Annotated in this window: 15 protein-coding genes; 14 read left to right on the top strand and 1 reads right to left on the bottom strand. The window is 38.1% G+C overall.

Features of this window, described 5'->3' with window-relative positions; genetic code table 11:
• Nucleotides 1–60 precede the first annotated feature (60 nt).
• The 8 genes from R4Z10_RS07255 (at nucleotide 61) to R4Z10_RS07290 (ending at nucleotide 7,478) form a co-directional block, all read left to right on the top strand.
• Entirely contained in the window at nucleotides 61–1,236 is a 1,176-nt protein-coding gene (locus tag R4Z10_RS07255; RefSeq protein WP_338472532.1) for a phosphonoacetaldehyde reductase, read from the top strand.
• A gap of 12 nt (nucleotides 1,237–1,248) precedes the next feature.
• Nucleotides 1,249–2,283: a PhnD/SsuA/transferrin family substrate-binding protein gene (locus tag R4Z10_RS07260; RefSeq protein ID WP_338472533.1), complete on the top strand. Its 1,035-nt coding sequence runs from the start codon at nucleotides 1,249–1,251 to the stop codon at nucleotides 2,281–2,283.
• Between the two features lie 100 nt (nucleotides 2,284–2,383).
• Nucleotides 2,384–3,148, top strand: coding sequence for a phosphonate ABC transporter ATP-binding protein (gene phnC / locus R4Z10_RS07265; protein WP_338472534.1), 765 nt, complete (start codon nucleotides 2,384–2,386; stop codon nucleotides 3,146–3,148).
• 12 nt (nucleotides 3,149–3,160) lie between these two features.
• A complete protein-coding gene (gene phnE, locus R4Z10_RS07270; RefSeq protein ID WP_338472535.1) occupies nucleotides 3,161–3,946 on the top strand; it encodes a phosphonate ABC transporter, permease protein PhnE in 786 nt (261 codons plus the stop codon).
• On the top strand, nucleotides 3,946–4,794 hold the full coding sequence (locus R4Z10_RS07275) for an ABC transporter permease subunit (protein WP_338472536.1): 849 nt from the start codon (nucleotides 3,946–3,948) through the stop codon (nucleotides 4,792–4,794). Before phnE ends, R4Z10_RS07275 begins: the two co-directional genes overlap by 1 nt.
• A gap of 21 nt (nucleotides 4,795–4,815) precedes the next feature.
• Nucleotides 4,816–5,910: a 2-aminoethylphosphonate--pyruvate transaminase gene (phnW, locus tag R4Z10_RS07280; protein WP_338472537.1), complete on the top strand. Its 1,095-nt coding sequence runs from the start codon at nucleotides 4,816–4,818 to the stop codon at nucleotides 5,908–5,910.
• Complete coding sequence (gene phnX / locus R4Z10_RS07285) at nucleotides 5,907–6,758, top strand: phosphonoacetaldehyde hydrolase (RefSeq protein WP_338472538.1); 852 nt, start codon at nucleotides 5,907–5,909, stop codon at nucleotides 6,756–6,758. Before phnW ends, phnX begins: the two co-directional genes overlap by 4 nt.
• A 513-nt stretch (nucleotides 6,759–7,271) precedes the next feature.
• On the top strand, nucleotides 7,272–7,478 hold the full coding sequence (locus R4Z10_RS07290) for a hypothetical protein (RefSeq protein WP_338472539.1): 207 nt from the start codon (nucleotides 7,272–7,274) through the stop codon (nucleotides 7,476–7,478).
• A 163-nt stretch (nucleotides 7,479–7,641) separates the two neighbouring features.
• Here R4Z10_RS07290 and R4Z10_RS07295 read toward each other — a convergent pair whose 3' ends face one another.
• Nucleotides 7,642–8,094 carry an OsmC family protein gene (locus tag R4Z10_RS07295; protein ID WP_338472540.1) on the bottom strand — a complete coding sequence of 151 codons (453 nt, stop codon included), beginning with the start codon at nucleotides 8,092–8,094 and terminating at the stop codon, nucleotides 7,642–7,644.
• A gap of 385 nt (nucleotides 8,095–8,479) precedes the next feature.
• Between R4Z10_RS07295 and R4Z10_RS07300 the strand changes: the two genes are divergently transcribed.
• The 6 genes from R4Z10_RS07300 (at nucleotide 8,480) to R4Z10_RS07325 (ending at nucleotide 15,580) form a co-directional block, all read left to right on the top strand.
• Nucleotides 8,480–9,823 carry a cyclic 2,3-diphosphoglycerate synthase gene (locus R4Z10_RS07300; protein WP_338472541.1) on the top strand — a complete coding sequence of 448 codons (1,344 nt, stop codon included), beginning with the start codon at nucleotides 8,480–8,482 and terminating at the stop codon, nucleotides 9,821–9,823.
• A 761-nt stretch (nucleotides 9,824–10,584) separates the two neighbouring features.
• Complete coding sequence (locus R4Z10_RS07305) at nucleotides 10,585–11,229, top strand: hypothetical protein (RefSeq protein WP_338472542.1); 645 nt, start codon at nucleotides 10,585–10,587, stop codon at nucleotides 11,227–11,229.
• A 357-nt stretch (nucleotides 11,230–11,586) separates the two neighbouring features.
• Nucleotides 11,587–12,726, top strand: a complete 1,140-nt coding sequence (locus R4Z10_RS07310; RefSeq protein ID WP_338472543.1) for a zinc-dependent alcohol dehydrogenase — start codon at nucleotides 11,587–11,589, stop codon at nucleotides 12,724–12,726.
• Nucleotides 12,727–12,918: 192 nt separating this feature from the next.
• The gene (locus R4Z10_RS07315) at nucleotides 12,919–13,482 is read left to right on the top strand and encodes a YtxH domain-containing protein (protein WP_338472544.1); all 564 of its coding nucleotides are present in this window, start codon (nucleotides 12,919–12,921) and stop codon (nucleotides 13,480–13,482) included.
• Nucleotides 13,483–13,671: 189 nt separating this feature from the next.
• Entirely contained in the window at nucleotides 13,672–14,889 is a 1,218-nt protein-coding gene (locus R4Z10_RS07320) for a glycosyltransferase (RefSeq protein ID WP_338472545.1), read from the top strand.
• Nucleotides 14,864–15,580 (top strand): HAD-IIB family hydrolase, encoded by a 717-nt coding sequence (locus tag R4Z10_RS07325; protein WP_338472546.1) that lies wholly within the window; start codon nucleotides 14,864–14,866, stop codon nucleotides 15,578–15,580. Before R4Z10_RS07320 ends, R4Z10_RS07325 begins: the two co-directional genes overlap by 26 nt.
• Nucleotides 15,581–15,650 lie beyond the last annotated feature (70 nt).

Raw genomic sequence — 15,650 nt, forward strand, 5'->3', positions numbered from 1 at the left:
TTGTGTAATGAATGCGTAAAACCCATTGTAAAACCGCAAAAAACCGATTAATCTTGCATTGTGAAGCAAAACAAAGAAACGAACAAGAAAGGAACGAACATAATGGGGAATTACTTTAATCCAGTCAAAATTAAAATAGATACGATCGATGTCATCGAGGATATATTAAGTACCCTCCATTCTCAACCAAGGAAGATACTCCTTTTGCATCGAGGTGGTGATTTTTCGGAATCTGATGCTGGACAAGGACTTTTTAAAAGTCTTGGAGATTTCGAAGTCAAACCATTAGAAGTGAACATATCCAATCCTGATGTGGAAGACTTGTTTCATTTTTATAAACAAATTGAAAGCTTTGATTACCAATGCATCGTAGGAATTGGGGGTGGCAGTGTTTTAGATCTTTCGAAATCGTTAGCTGCCATAAAGGGCATGGAAATAGATTCTATCTCTACTTTACGCTCTGTAATTAAACAAAAACTATACATAAAAAATAAAAAATTTGTACCATGGATTGGCATTCCTACAACCTCAGGTACGGGTTCTGAAGTTACATGTTGGGCAACGATTTGGGATCGAGCGAACGGAGTGAAAATGTCCGTTGATAGTGAACACTTATATGCGCACACAGCTATTGTTGACCCAGCTCTAACAACATCCTTACCGAAGAGATTAACGGCATCAACTGCTTTAGATGCATTATGTCATGCAACAGAGGCTTACTGGTCAAAAAGCTCCAATGAAATTTCAAGAATCTATTCATTAGAAGCGATCAAACGAATTGTAAAAAACTTTGAAAAGGTATTAAATCAGCCGAATGACATTCTTTTAAGAAAAGAAATTGCTTTAGGGAGCTTGTATGCCGGTCTAGCCTTTAGCAATACAAGGACAACGGCATGCCACTCCATATCCTATCCTCTGACATTGGAGCTTGGAATGGTTCATGGAATCGCAGCAAGCATTACACTGGCAAAGGTAATGGAAATTAATTTTGACTCGATTATTGAAAACGATAAGCTGCTCGATGCATTTGGTGTTAGCAGCTGCAGTGAAATACAAGAACTTATTGAACATTTTCATGAGCAATCAGGCTTCTCTAGCAAACTCAGAGATTACGGAGCTAATGAAGAAATCATCGAAACAATTACGTCGAAAGCTTTTACAAAGGGTCGGATGGATAATAACCCCGTTGCATTAACGAAGGAAGATGTTGTACAAATTTTACGATCAATCTATTAAGGAGAGAAGAAAATGAAAACTAAATGGATGTTGACAATGCTTTTACTATTTTCTGTTTTATTAACAGCATGCGGTGGAGGTACTACTAACGGTGCCGTGAAAGTTGATGATGTAATTAAAATTGTTTGGTATCCGAACGAGTCTGGTCAGGATTTAAAATCCTCCCGTGATGAAATTGGACGACTTATTTCAGAAGCGACAGGTAAAAAGGTGGAACATCAATTAACAACAGACTATGCGATTGCGATCGAAACGCTAGTAAACAACAATGCGGACCTCGCATTTATGGGTGCACAAGGCTATGTTGAAGCAAATAATAGAAATGATGCGATTCAAACAATCGCTGTAAAATCAGGTGAATCTGGAACGTTGGAAGATGCTAAATATTATAGCTGGTTAGCAGTAAATGTAGATGAACAAGATAAATATAAAGAAAACGGTGAATTTTCACTTGATACGATTGCCGATACAAAGTTTTCATTCGTTTCAAACAGCTCAACATCAGGATTTAAAGTTCCTGCAGCTAGTATTATTGAACATTTCTCTCAACAAAAAGAGTATGCAGACTTAACGGAAGAAGATTTAATGGAAAGCGGATCCTTATTCTCGCAAGTATTATTTGGAAACTCTCATCAAGGCTCAGCTGTCAATTTATTGGCGGGAAATGCAGATGTTGCGGCATTTTGTGATACATGTGTGGAAGAATATGTGGAGATTGCCAAAGGAGAAGAAAATACCGTTGGTGCAGTTTATCGTGTAAAAGATGGTGCAGCAGAACCTTTTAATACCGTTCAAGGCAAGGAATTTACAATCATGAGTGCGACACCTGTCTTAAATGAACCATTTGTTGTGAATATCGATACCTTGGGTCAAGAAGATTTTGATACGATTCAAAAACTATTAACTTCAGATGACGTAGCCAATAATGAAAAAATCTTTGCTCCTAAAGATTCAGAACAGAGTGCTTTATTTTCAAAAAGCGATAAAGAAAGGCTAGTGGCTGTGGAAGATGAATGGTATGATCCAATCCGTGAATCTTCAAAGTAGTAAGTGATAAATAATTATTTAGGGAGAAGAGTGTGCATTTACGTCTACTCGTTCATAAGCACTCTTGCCCACTTTTATTAAGAAAAAGGAGATAAAGCCTATGTCATTGTTAAAGGTAAAAGGCCTCGGTAAATCTTATACAGCAGATAAACAAATATTAAAGAATATTGATTTTGAAATTAAAGCAGGCGAATTTGTATCCATCATTGGTCCGTCCGGTGCTGGTAAATCGACGATGCTGCGTTGTATTAATCGAATGGTTGATTTTAATGAGGGAAAAATTATTTTTAACCATCAGGATGTAGGAAGTTTAAATAAAAAAGAATTACGTCAATTACGAACAAATATTGGGATGGTGTTTCAGCATTATAATCTTGTGCCTCGTTTGACGGTGATTGAGAATGTGCTGCATGGCCGATTTGGTTATAAAACAACGCTGCAAGGCTTGTTAGGCAGATACACAGAAGAAGAAAAAGAACGTGCCTTTTATTTACTGGAACAGCTCGGAATTCATGAACATGCTTATAAGCGGTGTGACCAATTAAGTGGTGGCCAGCAACAGCGTGTAGGAATATGCAGAGCACTTATTCAAGAACCGAAACTAATTCTTTGTGATGAACCGATTGCTTCGCTGGATCCAAATTCATCTAAAGTGATTATGGATCATTTAAAATCGATTAGTACGGAAATGGGTATTACTTGTTTAGTAAATTTACACCAGGTAGATGTGGCACAACACTATTCAGATCGCATTATTGGGTTGAATAAAGGTGAAGTAGTATTTAATGGAAAAAGCCGTGATCTTTGTGACGAACAAATTCAAACCATTTACGGGACGAAAATGAAAGATTTAATAACAGCGTAAGGAGAAATGACAGTGAATGAAAAAGAGATGCGAAAAAGCAGATGGCAGACAGGTATTTTTCTTCTTATCATCATCGTTCTTACCCATTTATCATCAGCGCTTACAAGCTTTAACTTTGTAGAGGGAGTCGCGACGATCCCTACAGCGATTGGCTGGATCTTTTCTAATTTATTAGTGACACAGGAATCGCTTGATAAATTGCCAAAGATCCTGGAGAAATTAGCTGAAACCGTCTTTATGTCGATTGCGGCAACAACGATCGCGGCTGTTGTTTCTCTTTTCTTAGGGGTAGTGGGGTCCAAAACAACAAAAGTGAATAACTTTTTTAGTGTATTTGCCCGATTTATCGCTTCGGTTTCAAGAAATATCCCTGTTGTTGCGTGGTCATTGGTTTTGCTTATTTCTTTTGGACAAAATTCGGTAACCGGCTTTCTTGCTCTATTTGTTGGGACGGTAGGGTTTTTAACAAGAGCTTTTATCGAATCGATTGATGAAGCGAGCCAAAGTTCTGTGGAGGCCTTAACGGCAACAGGAGCAACTTATTTCCAAATTGTCGGTAAGGCGGTTATTCCACAATGCTTACCGCAAATGATTAGCTGGGTATTATTTATGGTGGAAACGAATATTAGAAATGCCACCTTGGTAGGAATTTTAACAGGAACGGGAATTGGTTACACCTTTGATATGTATTACAAAATGTTAAATTATGAAGTCGTAGCACTTGTAACCTTATGTATTGTTATTACCGTTATTATGGTGGATCTCATTTCGAATAATGTACGGAGAGTGATTTTATAATGGAAGCAACCGTAACCTATATCAAAAGAAAGAAAGACGGGCGAATTCATATAAAGTCGAGGAACAAAGGGAATTTAGCCGTAAGATGGACGTTAATCGTTCTGACCGTTTTGACCGTTGCTGCTTTTCTATTTTTTAACTATGAAGGGCTGGAATTAGGCTCGGCGATAACAGAAACTGCTTATAACTTGAAAGTGATGTTTTTCCAGCCGGCTTTGACTCATTTTGATTTAGGAGAAGCGGTCTATCAAGTGGGAGTGACAATTGGTTTAGCGTTCTTAGCTACGATTATTGGTGCCGTTATTGCCTTTTTCGTTTCATTGATGGCGGCAACGAATTTAGCTCCCCTATGGGTATCAAGAATCGTTCGTGTTTTTGTTGCCATTATTCGGGCTGTTCCGACCGTACTGTGGGTGTTAATCTTTGCGATTGCCGCTGGGTTGGGAAGTGAAGCGGCCGTTCTTGGGATGTTATTTCATTCAATTGCTTATTTAGTTAAAGCATTTTCTGAGGCATTTGAAGAAGTGGATAAGGGAATCTTTGAAGCACTGCAATCAACGGGGGCAAATTGGTGGCATATTGTCAGAAGCGGTGTTGTACCTTCTACTTTTACTTATTTATTATCATGGGTTTTCTTACGGTTTGAAATTAACTTCGGTGTAGCTGTAGCCATGGGAGCTGCAGCAGGAGCCGGCGGAATTGGATTTGAGCTTTTTATGGCCTCTGGCTTTTACTTTGATCTGCGTGAAGTTGGCTTTATTACGTATGCCATTTTCATTATAGCTTTTCTATTGGAGATCATTTCAACTCGTTTGAAAAAACGTTACTTTCCAGCAACTTCTGACTAAATAAAGGAGAGATAGAGAACGATGAATCACTACAAACTTCTAACCCCTGGGCCTCTGACGACGACAAGCAGTGTGAAAGAGGAAATGCTGATGGACCGTTGCACATGGGACAATGACTATAAAATCATTACGCAAAAAATTCGAAGTCAGCTTCTTGATTTGGCAGGGGCGTCTAAAGAAGAATATACAGCTGTACTCATGCAAGGAAGTGGTACGTTTGCTGTTGAGGCGGTAATGAATTCAACGATTTCGAATCGGGATAAGGCCTTAATTATAACGAACGGTGCCTATGGAGATAGAATTGTAAAAATCGCCCAATCTATTGGACTAGCTTTTTACCAATATGCTGTAGCTTATGATCAATATCCAAATGAGGAAGAAATAAGGAATATTTTAATAGAGGAACCCGACATTACACATATCGTCATGGTTCATTGTGAAACAACAACAGGGATCTTAAATCCCATTGAAATGATTTCAAATCTATCAAAGGAATTTGGGAGAACGTTAATCATTGATGCAATGAGTAGTTTTGGTGGCATAGAGATCGATGTTCCTGGACTAGGGATTGATTATTTAATCAGCAGTGCTAATAAATGTATTCAGGGGGTTCCTGGTTTTGGTTTTGTCATTGCTAAAATCGAGAAACTACTAGCTTGTGAGGGAATTTCTCGCAGTTTGTCACTCGATTTATTTGATCAATGGAAGGAAATGGACAAGGATGGGAAATGGCGTTTCACATCACCAACCCATGTAGTGGCTGCGTTTTCGAAGGCTCTTGATGAATTAGAGGAAGAAGGGGGCATTCCAGCGAGGTTTTCCCGTTATCAAAAGAATAATCATATTTTAAGAGAAAGACTCAAGAAAGTAGGGTTTGAAGCCTATTTACCGGAAGAAAAACAATCTCCGATTATTACAACCTTCCGTTATCCTAGTGACGATTTTCACTTTGAACATTTTTATACCTTTGTGAAGGAGAAAGGCTACGTCCTCTATCCGGGGAAATTGACGAATGAAAGGACCTTTCGGATCGGAAATATTGGGGAGATTTATGAAGAAGATATTGAAGAATTATGCGATATTATCGAAACTTACATAGGAGTGGTGAAAAAATGAACAGAGTAGAAGGTGTTATTTTTGATTGGGCTGGTACAACCGTTGATTTCGGTTGCTTTGCCCCGGTAAAAGTATTTATTGATATTTTTAAACAGGCAGGGATTGAAGTGACGATGGCAGAGGCAAGAGAACCGATGGGCATGTTGAAAATTGACCATATCCGTGCGATGCTATCGATGCCTAGAATCTCGGCATTATGGGAGGAAATCTACAAAAGACCCTTTAATGAACAGGATGTAGAGAAATTATATGCAGAATTTGAACCGGCCCTTATGTCTTCTTTAAGCGAGTATACAGAACCGATTCCAGAAGTTGTTGAGACAGTACAAATATTAAGAGAACAAGGGCTTAAAATTGGTTCCACAACCGGATATACACAAACCATGATGGATGTGGTAGTTCCGAATGCTTTAGAAAAGGGCTATCATCCAGATTTTTATATCACTCCTGATGGAACGAATTCGTTGGGAAGACCGTATCCTTATATGATTTACCGAAATATGGAAGCACTACAATTATCTGCATCATGGAAGGTAGTAAAAGTTGGAGATACCGTATCAGATATAAAAGAGGCAGTGAATGCAGGGGTTTGGGCAGTCGGTGTGGTTATTGGCAGCTCTGAAATGGGATTAAGTCAAGATGATTTTCATGCTCTAACGAAAGAGGAGCAAGAGAAAGTGATTGCTAGAACAGAAGAATCGTTTATCCAAAACGGAGCGGATTTTACAATCAAATCAATGAGCGAACTGCCAGCATTAATCGGAAAAATCAATTTCCTTATTTCAAACGGAAAAGTGAAACACGGGGAGGGTGTTTCTGCGAATATTTATAATTCTTATAAACGGTAAATATTGGGAGTGGTGTGGGGAACAATCCCCATGTTTCACTATTTAACAACTTCAATTAGAACCAGGTTCACGGCAGTATTTATGGTGGTACAAGGCTGAGTAGGACACGTAGCTGTTCACCTTTATCAACACCAAAAAAGACCCAAATTGCGGTAGAAATTGGAGCCGATGTTACTACTTTTCGAGAAGATATTCTATCTTTGCTGAAATCGCTGAAGCACATGAATATGATGGAGCTAATAGAGCAGTTGAAAAAAATAATTTTTATAAATGAAAATAACCATTGCTTAAATTAAATACCACCCGAAATTTGTTATCGGTGGAGAGGCTCTTTTAGTAGAAGTGAAATCCGTTGCACAAGTTATTTTAACAATAACTTCCCACAAGAAAGTATGGTTTTAAAGGATTATAGCCTATAACTATCCCGCATGTTAATGATAATCTAAATTGTGTTATGAAAAGCACATTATTTTGTCTCCTCTGGTTACATTATTGAAGAAAGAGGTGGATTAAGTGGATAAGAATAAAGAAGAAAAAATTAACGTAAAATTGGGCGGAATGGGTCTTTATGGGACAACTTCCAATACTGAAGTCGGCGGTTATGAAGCTTCAGGTGATATTGAGAATGCGGGAAGATTAGATAAAGGATTTCGAAAAGTTGAAGAAGACGATCTCGCGGCTACTGCATCACTAAAAGAAGAGGGTCAAGAGGAGTATTAGAAATCGTATTTTAAAGGATTGTTAGGTTTTATGGTTCGGGTTGTACTCTGACCTAGACTCAGGGCTTGGTGCGTAAAAAAAGTGCGGATCTAACCAACAGGGTTAGTTCCCATCGAGTAAGCATTAACTTGATGGGAACTGACCCTTTTATTCGTTCGATCCCTTAATTTTCAGAAGTGAGAATCGTTGCTTCTAATTCAATTTCCACATTGCCTTGGATGGCGCGGCTGATCATACATGAAGTTTCAGCTTTTTCAGCAAGCCTTTGTACGACTTTTTTATCTCGGTCAGAAGCACTTGGCTTTAATACGATTTTCGGACGGTGGATAATTTTTTTATATGTAATGATCCCATTTGTCTCGTCAACAATTGCCTCAGATTCCATTGTGAGCGCATCTTTCTCGATCTTACTGCGTTCCATCATCGCTGCTAGTGTAATAATATAACATGTTGCAGCTGCCCCGAGCAGCATTTCGTCGGGATTTGTACCGATCCCCGGCCCGTCCATTTCTTTAGGAATAGAGATTTTTGTCACTAAATTTCCAGCATCAATGGTCCCGACATCGTTACGCAATCCAGGCCAATCTGCTTTTAAATGGAAATGATGTTCTGCCATTTTCATTCCTCCTTTTTTCGAATCATTTACTAAGTGTATCACGAAATTTATAAAAAGTAGAAAATCAAAATGAAGGATAAGGGGGAACGAAATTTATCGAATGGGCAGCGACAATGATATTAAGGAGAACCATACGAATGGTTAATAAGGTAATAATAAAAAAGTTTCCATAGAGGATGTCGAATATTTCAATTTTAGACCAATAAATGTGTTTATTTATCACAATCGATTTAAAGATTTAAAACGAATATCGTCTAGGATTATTTCAAATGGAGACTTTAAGATTTAAGGTCATCAATTATTTTTTTAAAAAAATATATTGTATTATTATACATCATTAGTTATAATTATAAATAATCATTCATTGACATATAGGAGAGCAGACATGAAAAGAAAAAATATTATTATTATAGGCGCAGCGGGAAGAGATTTTCACAACTTTAATACGTACTACCGAAACAATGAAGAATATAATGTAGTTGCTTTTACAGCAACACAAATTCCAGATATAGATGGACGTAAATATCCAAGTGAATTAGCCGGTGAACTTTATCCGGAAGGCATACCAATTTTTTCACAAGATCAATTACCTGAATTGATAAAGGAATTACAAGTGGACGAATGTGTTTTTGCATATAGTGATGTGAATTATGAAGATGTTATGAGGGTTAGCGCCATCGTGAATGCAGCGGGAGCTAACTTCAAACTACTAGGGCCAAACAGTACGATGTTAAAAAGTAATAAGCCTGTCATTTCTGTATGTGCGGTACGTACAGGAACAGGGAAAAGTCAAACGTCTCGAAAAGTGATCGAAACACTTCTTGACCAAGGTTTAAAAGTAATTGCGGTGAGACATCCGATGCCTTATGGCGATTTAAATGCACAGCGTGTTCAGCGCTTTGCTACAGTAGAGGATCTTAAGAAACATCATTGTACGATTGAAGAAATGGAAGAATATGAGCCGCATGTGGCCCGTGGAAATATCGTGTATGCCGGTGTAGATTATGCAGATATTTTGGCAGCAGCTGAAAAGGATCCAGATGGATGTGACGTGATTTTATGGGACGGAGGAAATAATGACTTCTCTTTCTTCAAGCCCGATTTAGCGATTACTGTTTTGGATCCACATCGCCCAGGACATGAACTGAAATACTATCCTGGTGAAGTGTGTTTAAGAACAACCGATGTGGCCATCATTAACAAAGTGGATAGTGCAACAGAGGAAAATGTTCAAATTGTAGAAAATAATATAAAATTTGCAAGTCCAAACAGCACGATTATTAAGGCTGAATCAAAGATTACAGTCGAACATCCAGAAAAAATTGCTGGAAAACGCGTGTTAGTTGTAGAAGATGGTCCAACGTTAACACACGGAGAGATGAAACTTGGCGCGGGTACAGTTGCAGCTGAACGTATGGGTGCGAAGGAAATCGTTGATCCACGTCCATTTGCGGTTGGGACACTAACGGAAACATTTAACAAATACCAACATATTGGAAATGTCCTTCCAGCGATGGGATACGGCGAGCAACAATTAAAAGACTTAGAAGCAACGATTAATAATACAGACTGTGATGCAGTCATCATTGGAACACCGATCGACTTAACACGCGTCATCTCAATTAATAAACCATGCACACGTGTACACTATGATCTAGACGAAATCAGCAATCCCAACCTAGTCGATACATTAAAAGACTTTATCCAAGAACATAAACTTGTGAAATAAACCAAATGGAAAAACTAGCAGCAGATCCTGTTGCTAGTTTTTTGTGCAACATGGGGACGGTTCTCGCGTTTCATTTTCAATTTTACTTGTCGTTTCTATCAACTTCGTAAAAAAGCATAAATATGCGTCCCAAACTCGCATGAAAAATCGTTTTTTCTTAGAAACATTCCGTTTATTTTAGAGGACTGTCATTTTTGCAGATAAATTAGATGTTCCTTTTTATAATAGGAAAAGTGTACCTTATTTGAGTTGTTTTAGTTTAGTGCTTAAACAATTCTCTAATAGCGTATACTTTTTAACATGAATCTATCGTCGGTCTAGTTGGTGACTTCGTTCTTCCATCCCTCACTCATTTTAACCTCAGAGGAAATATTCAACACCCATTCCAATGAAAATTTTCCCCCGTATTTTGCTATGTATCATCCTTTCAGGTATCTATTTTCATATCAATCTATTAAAAATAAATGAAAAGTTGCTAGTTTAATGTTTTAAACTTAGAAGTTTGGGGTAGTGTACAAGCAGGTAGGGAAAAGACTTTGGAATAAATGGAAAGGTGGTGCCATTTAAATAAACACGATTAAGAAGGGAAGGTGAAAAAATATAACTTATCTTTAAAAAGATCAATCAATATTTTATCAAAACCTAATAAAATATTTGGAACAGAAATGTTTTTTAAAAAGATTGATCAGCTTAATACATAGGGAGCTAATTTTATTCCATTAAGGAAATTAAGTAACACTTAAATAAGGGAGGAAAATAACATGAAATTAAAAGGATTAATCGTACCAACAGTACTTGTAGGACTTCTAGCAGCGTGTGGATCAGAGGAGACAGCCGAACCTGTAGAGACAGAGGAAACACCGGCTGAACAAGCTGCAGTAGAGACAGAAGAAAAACCAGCTGAAGAAGCAGCAGTAGAGACTGAAGAAGAAAAGTCAGCTGAAGAAGCTGCAAAAGAAACGGAAGAAACAGAAACAGATGCGGTTTCAACAGCATCTATCACAGCTGATCCAGAAGAGTTTAAACAAGCTTTAAGTAAAGAAGGTACTTGGATTGTTGCAGCAACAGATGATATTACTCTTGATGAAGAGTTAGTTGTAGAAGGTGAGTTTCATGATAAAGGGGATGAGGCAAACCCGATCTATCGTAAATTAGGTCTATATACACAAGATGACCAACGTAATGTGACTGATACTTTCACACTTACAGTACCAAGCATGCTTGTACAAAGTGAGAATTTTAAAATTCAAAATGGTACAGTGAAAGGCGATGTCATCGTTGCAGCAAAAGGCTTTACTTTAGCTGAAGACACTACGATTGATGGAAACCTATTATTTGCAAGTGAAGAAGTGAAAGAAAGTGCCCAGATTGATGGGGAAGTGACAGGGAAACAAGAACTACAATAAAGTGAAACTTTACATTAGTGGGGTGTTCTTTTTGCCCCACTAATTTTTGTTGTACTCACAATCTTGAGGTGGAGTCTTATTGCCCGTTAAGTCCGAAATAATAGAGTTTAATATTAAAGTGCCTTAAGCATTATGTAAAGTTACGTAAAAAATTAGGATCCTATTTTTTAAAAAAAGGATTAAAAACAGAGCGAATTTCGTATTCATACGCTCTGTTTTTTTATTTTTGCTGTCGGGATCACAGTGAAAATGAAACGCGAGAACCGTCCCCATGTTTCAAAGTGCGAGAAACACCTCATGTTTTAAATTTTGAGAAACGGGAAGATCTCTATTGAGTTTGAAGGAGGTAGATTGTAGATGAAAGCTGTTACTTATCAAGGGGCAAAAGATGTTAAGGTAAAAGAAGTTGAAAATGCAAAAATTGAAAAGGCCGATGATATTGTTGTTCGGATAACGACGACTGCGATTTGCGGATCGGATTTGCATATTTACCGAGGTGCATTGCCTACGAGAAAAGATTATGTCATTGGTCATGAACCGATGGGAATCGTTGAAGAAGTCGGGCCGGCCGTAACAAAAGTTAAAAAAGGCGACAGGGTCATAATCCCATTCAATATTTCTTGTGGGGAATGTTATTATTGCCAACATGACATGGAAAGTCAATGCGACAATTCCAACCAAAACCCTGATATAGATACGGGCGGATATTTCGGATTTACAGAACGTTATGGCGACCACCCTGGTGGACAAGCAGAATTGATGCGTGTCCCATATGGTAATTTCCTTCCGTTTAAAATCCCGGAATCTTGCGAGTTGGAGGATGAATCCCTATTATTCCTTTCGGATGTTTTGCCAACAGCTTACTGGAGTGTTGAAAATGCGGGTGTTAAAAAAGGCGATACAGTCGCCGTTCTCGGCTCCGGGCCAATCGGTCTGATCACTCAAAAATTTGCATGGATGAAAGGAGCTAGCCGTGTCATTGCGGTTGACCCTGTGGAGTATCGACTTGAGCATGCGAAAAGAACCAATAACGTAGAAATCTACAATCCGGATGAAATTGATAATTTGGGATTATATCTCCGTGAACTTACAAGAGGCGGAGTAGATGTGGTCATTGACTGTGTTGGCATGGATGGAAAGATGAACGTGAGAGAGAAAGTGGAACAAAAACTTAAATTATCCGGTGGTACGACAAGTGCAATCGAAATCGGCATAGATGCTGTGAAAAAGTACGGTACGATTCAATTAACAGGTATATATGGGATGCAATACAATATGTTCCCGCTTGGAAATATGTTCGAACGCAACATTTCAGTGAAAATGGGCCAAGCCCCAGTCGTTCACTATATGCCAATGTTGTATGACATGATTGTGAAAGGAGACATTGACCCGACAGATATCATTACCCATAGAATGTCTCTTGATGATGCAAGCGAAGCTTATAAATTATTCCATGATTTTGAAGATAATAGCATTAAATTTGTCTTAAAACCATAAGAAAACTCTCCCATTACTTAATAAAAAACAGAGCGAATACTGCATTCATTCGCTCTGTTCTTTATTTTTTTAATCATATGCGTCACAGTGAAAATGAAACGCGAGAACCGTCCCCATGTTTCATTTATTGAAAAATGGGGAATTCCATTTACATAGATAAATAAATTCATTTTGGTTAAGGAGGAAGTTATTATGTCACAAAATATTTTGCCTATGGAGTCAACTACTAATGATTATGCTAGAAGTGGAGAAGGTAATTTAACGGAAGGTTCTGTGAGTGGAAGTTTGAATCCTACGATGAGTCGTTCTTCAAGTAGTAATAACAGTAAGCTAATGAAGGGAATGGTTATTGGCGGGATCGTTGGAGGACTTGTTGCGATGCTTGATTCCAATACAAGAAATACAGTCAAAGATAAAGCTTTAACGGTTAAAGATTCCTCAATGAACTTGATTACCGAGGTAAAGAATAACCCTTCTGAAGTTAAAGAACAAATGGTAGAGTCTTTCAAAGAGGCTTCTCAAGTAATGAAGGAAGCAATTAGTCATGCTCAGGATTTATACAATCAGTTAAATGAGAATTTAATTGGCAATGTCAGTGAAGTAAAGGATATAACGAATCAGACATTAAATACAGCCAAGGAAGCAAAAGGGGAGATTGCTGAGATTGGAACGAAGGTCAAAGAGGCAGGCTCCACGGTGATGGACAATCCTGTAGTAAATGCCGCGTCCCCGTCTGGATCAGCTTCAACAAAATAAAGAACCTGACAAGTAATTTTTATTTACAATCTATAAAATTTCTAAAACTGCATCGAATGGGATCCATTTGGTGCAGTTTTTAATTTTATAAACGATGTTTGAAAAAAAGTAGAAAGGGTATAAAACAATTAGATAACTTGTTTAGGAGATTAATAGTAAACAATACATGCGGACAGGAGAGAATGATAAATGAAAAAGAAAGTTCTTTTTATATCTGATCATGGGGATCCACTTGCAGGACTTGGAGGAAAGCAGTCAGGCGGACAAAATAATTATGTAAAACAACTTGCACTAGCCTTAGATGAATTGGGTTTAAGTGTAGATGTAGCGACTCATTGGAGTAATCCAAATGCACCTCAAGTAGAAGTGTTTGGCGAGAGTTGCCGTGTGATTCGAATTGCTGCTGGAAAAAAAGGGTATATGAATAAAAGCGAAATGTACAACATACTACCTGAATTTTATAGAGAAATGCAAAATATTATTCCATTAGATACATACGACGTTGTACACTCTCATTACTGGTTATCAGGCCTGCTTGGGCTTGTAATAAAAAATACTTATGACATTCCTCTCGTTCATACTTCACATTCATTAGCCATTGCTAAATATAGAGGTACAGGTAAAAAAGAAACGAAACGATTACATGCGGAAAAAGATATTCTAAGAAAAGCGGATGTCGTTATCGCTACTACAACAAATGAAAAAGATTTAATTAAAAGCTTTGCTGGCCCGCAAGCGAATGTGGTTGTATCTTCCATTGGGGTGGATCGAGATGTTTTCTATCCAAACAAACGGAAGAAAAATCAAAGTGTACCCGTGTTCTCTTTCGCTGGCCGTTTACAGGAAACAAAGGGAATTTTGACGCTGCTTAACGCTTTTAATAAATTGAATAATCGAATTAATCACGATATTAAATTAATTATCGCTGGTGGCGATAAAGAGGATGTAGACCTTGCTACTTTCAAGCCTAAGAAGAAGGAGTTACAAGAGGCTATACGTGGAATAGAGGATAAAGTGAAGTTTGTTGGACCTAAAACTCAAGAAGAACTTGCCGATCTTTTTAATACCTCCACTGCGGTCGTTGTGCCATCTTATTATGAATCATTCGGTATGGTTGCCGCAGAGGCACAAGCTTGCGGAACACCCGTTATTGCTTCTGGGGTTGGGGGATTGCAAAACGTAGTTTCCGATGGGTTTACAGGAATCCATGTCGAACCGAAAAATTCAGACCACATAGTTAAAGCGATGGCTTTATTAGCAAAGGATATCTATTTGGCAAAAGAGCTAGGCAAACAAGCAGCTGAATATTCCCGCAAAGCTTTTAATTGGGAGAAGATTGCAAAACAAATGAACATGACATATGAAGGGCTGATCACAACAAATGAAAAAGTATATGCTAGCTACTGATTTGGACGGAACTTTAGTAGGGGATGGAGATGCCTTAAAAGAATTACTGGAATTCTTTGAATCACTGCCCTATAAAGTAGACTTAGTTTATATTACAGGAAGACACTATGATTCTGCATTATCTCTTATTGACAGTGAACGATTGCCTATTCCTTCTATTTTAGTAACAGATGTAGGTACGAGTATTTATAGCGGTCGTGAATTATTACGAGACCCGAAGTGGGAGCAAAAGGTTAGGGAAAACTGGAACCCACATAGGATTCGAGAGATCGCGTTACAATTACCTGGAATTAGGCTTCAGACTTTACCGCATGAGCGTAGAGTATCCTTCTTCGTTAACGATAGTGAGGGCGCAAGCAATTTAAGGCAAAAGTTAAAAGAATCCGGTATTCCTCACACCTTCGTTTTTAGTTCAGGAAGAGATGTGGATGTATTGCCAGAAAGTGCAGGAAAAGGGAAAGCACTTCAATATATAGTAGAGGAATATGCTGGTGAAGAGGCAAATATCCTTGTTGCAGGAGATTCTGGCAATGATTTGGACATGCTTACACTTGGCTATCCAGCCGTAATCGTAGGAAATGCTCAAAAGGAACTTCTTGATGTAAAGAGTGATCATATATTCACTGCAACGAAAGCATGTGCAGGTGGGATTCAACAAGCTTGGGATCATTACTATGGAGCTAAGATATAACGATGTAGAAGCAGCACTGTTTCAATGATGAGTGGAAATGGTGCTTCTTCTTTCTTACATAAATGGCAGT

This window comes from Niallia sp. XMNu-256, assembly GCF_036670015.1.
Taxonomy (GTDB): domain Bacteria; phylum Bacillota; class Bacilli; order Bacillales; family Cytobacillaceae; genus Bacillus_BD.

What these genes read in the sequence shown, in the direction of transcription:
- R4Z10_RS07305 (WP_338472542.1), top strand. Translation starts at nt 10,585, where the DNA reads ATGAAATTAAAAGGATTAATCGTACCAACAGTACTTGTAGGACTTCTA.
- R4Z10_RS07295 (WP_338472540.1), bottom strand. Translation starts at nt 8,094, where the DNA reads ATGGCAGAACATCATTTCCATTTAAAAGCAGATTGGCCTGGATTGCGT.
- R4Z10_RS07310 (WP_338472543.1), top strand. Translation starts at nt 11,587, where the DNA reads ATGAAAGCTGTTACTTATCAAGGGGCAAAAGATGTTAAGGTAAAAGAA.
- R4Z10_RS07275 (WP_338472536.1), top strand. Translation starts at nt 3,946, where the DNA reads ATGGAAGCAACCGTAACCTATATCAAAAGAAAGAAAGACGGGCGAATT.
- phnC (WP_338472534.1), top strand. Translation starts at nt 2,384, where the DNA reads ATGTCATTGTTAAAGGTAAAAGGCCTCGGTAAATCTTATACAGCAGAT.
- phnX (WP_338472538.1), top strand. Translation starts at nt 5,907, where the DNA reads ATGAACAGAGTAGAAGGTGTTATTTTTGATTGGGCTGGTACAACCGTT.
- R4Z10_RS07315 (WP_338472544.1), top strand. Translation starts at nt 12,919, where the DNA reads ATGTCACAAAATATTTTGCCTATGGAGTCAACTACTAATGATTATGCT.
- R4Z10_RS07320 (WP_338472545.1), top strand. Translation starts at nt 13,672, where the DNA reads ATGAAAAAGAAAGTTCTTTTTATATCTGATCATGGGGATCCACTTGCA.
- R4Z10_RS07325 (WP_338472546.1), top strand. Translation starts at nt 14,864, where the DNA reads ATGAAAAAGTATATGCTAGCTACTGATTTGGACGGAACTTTAGTAGGG.
- R4Z10_RS07260 (WP_338472533.1), top strand. Translation starts at nt 1,249, where the DNA reads ATGAAAACTAAATGGATGTTGACAATGCTTTTACTATTTTCTGTTTTA.
- R4Z10_RS07300 (WP_338472541.1), top strand. Translation starts at nt 8,480, where the DNA reads ATGAAAAGAAAAAATATTATTATTATAGGCGCAGCGGGAAGAGATTTT.
- phnW (WP_338472537.1), top strand. Translation starts at nt 4,816, where the DNA reads ATGAATCACTACAAACTTCTAACCCCTGGGCCTCTGACGACGACAAGC.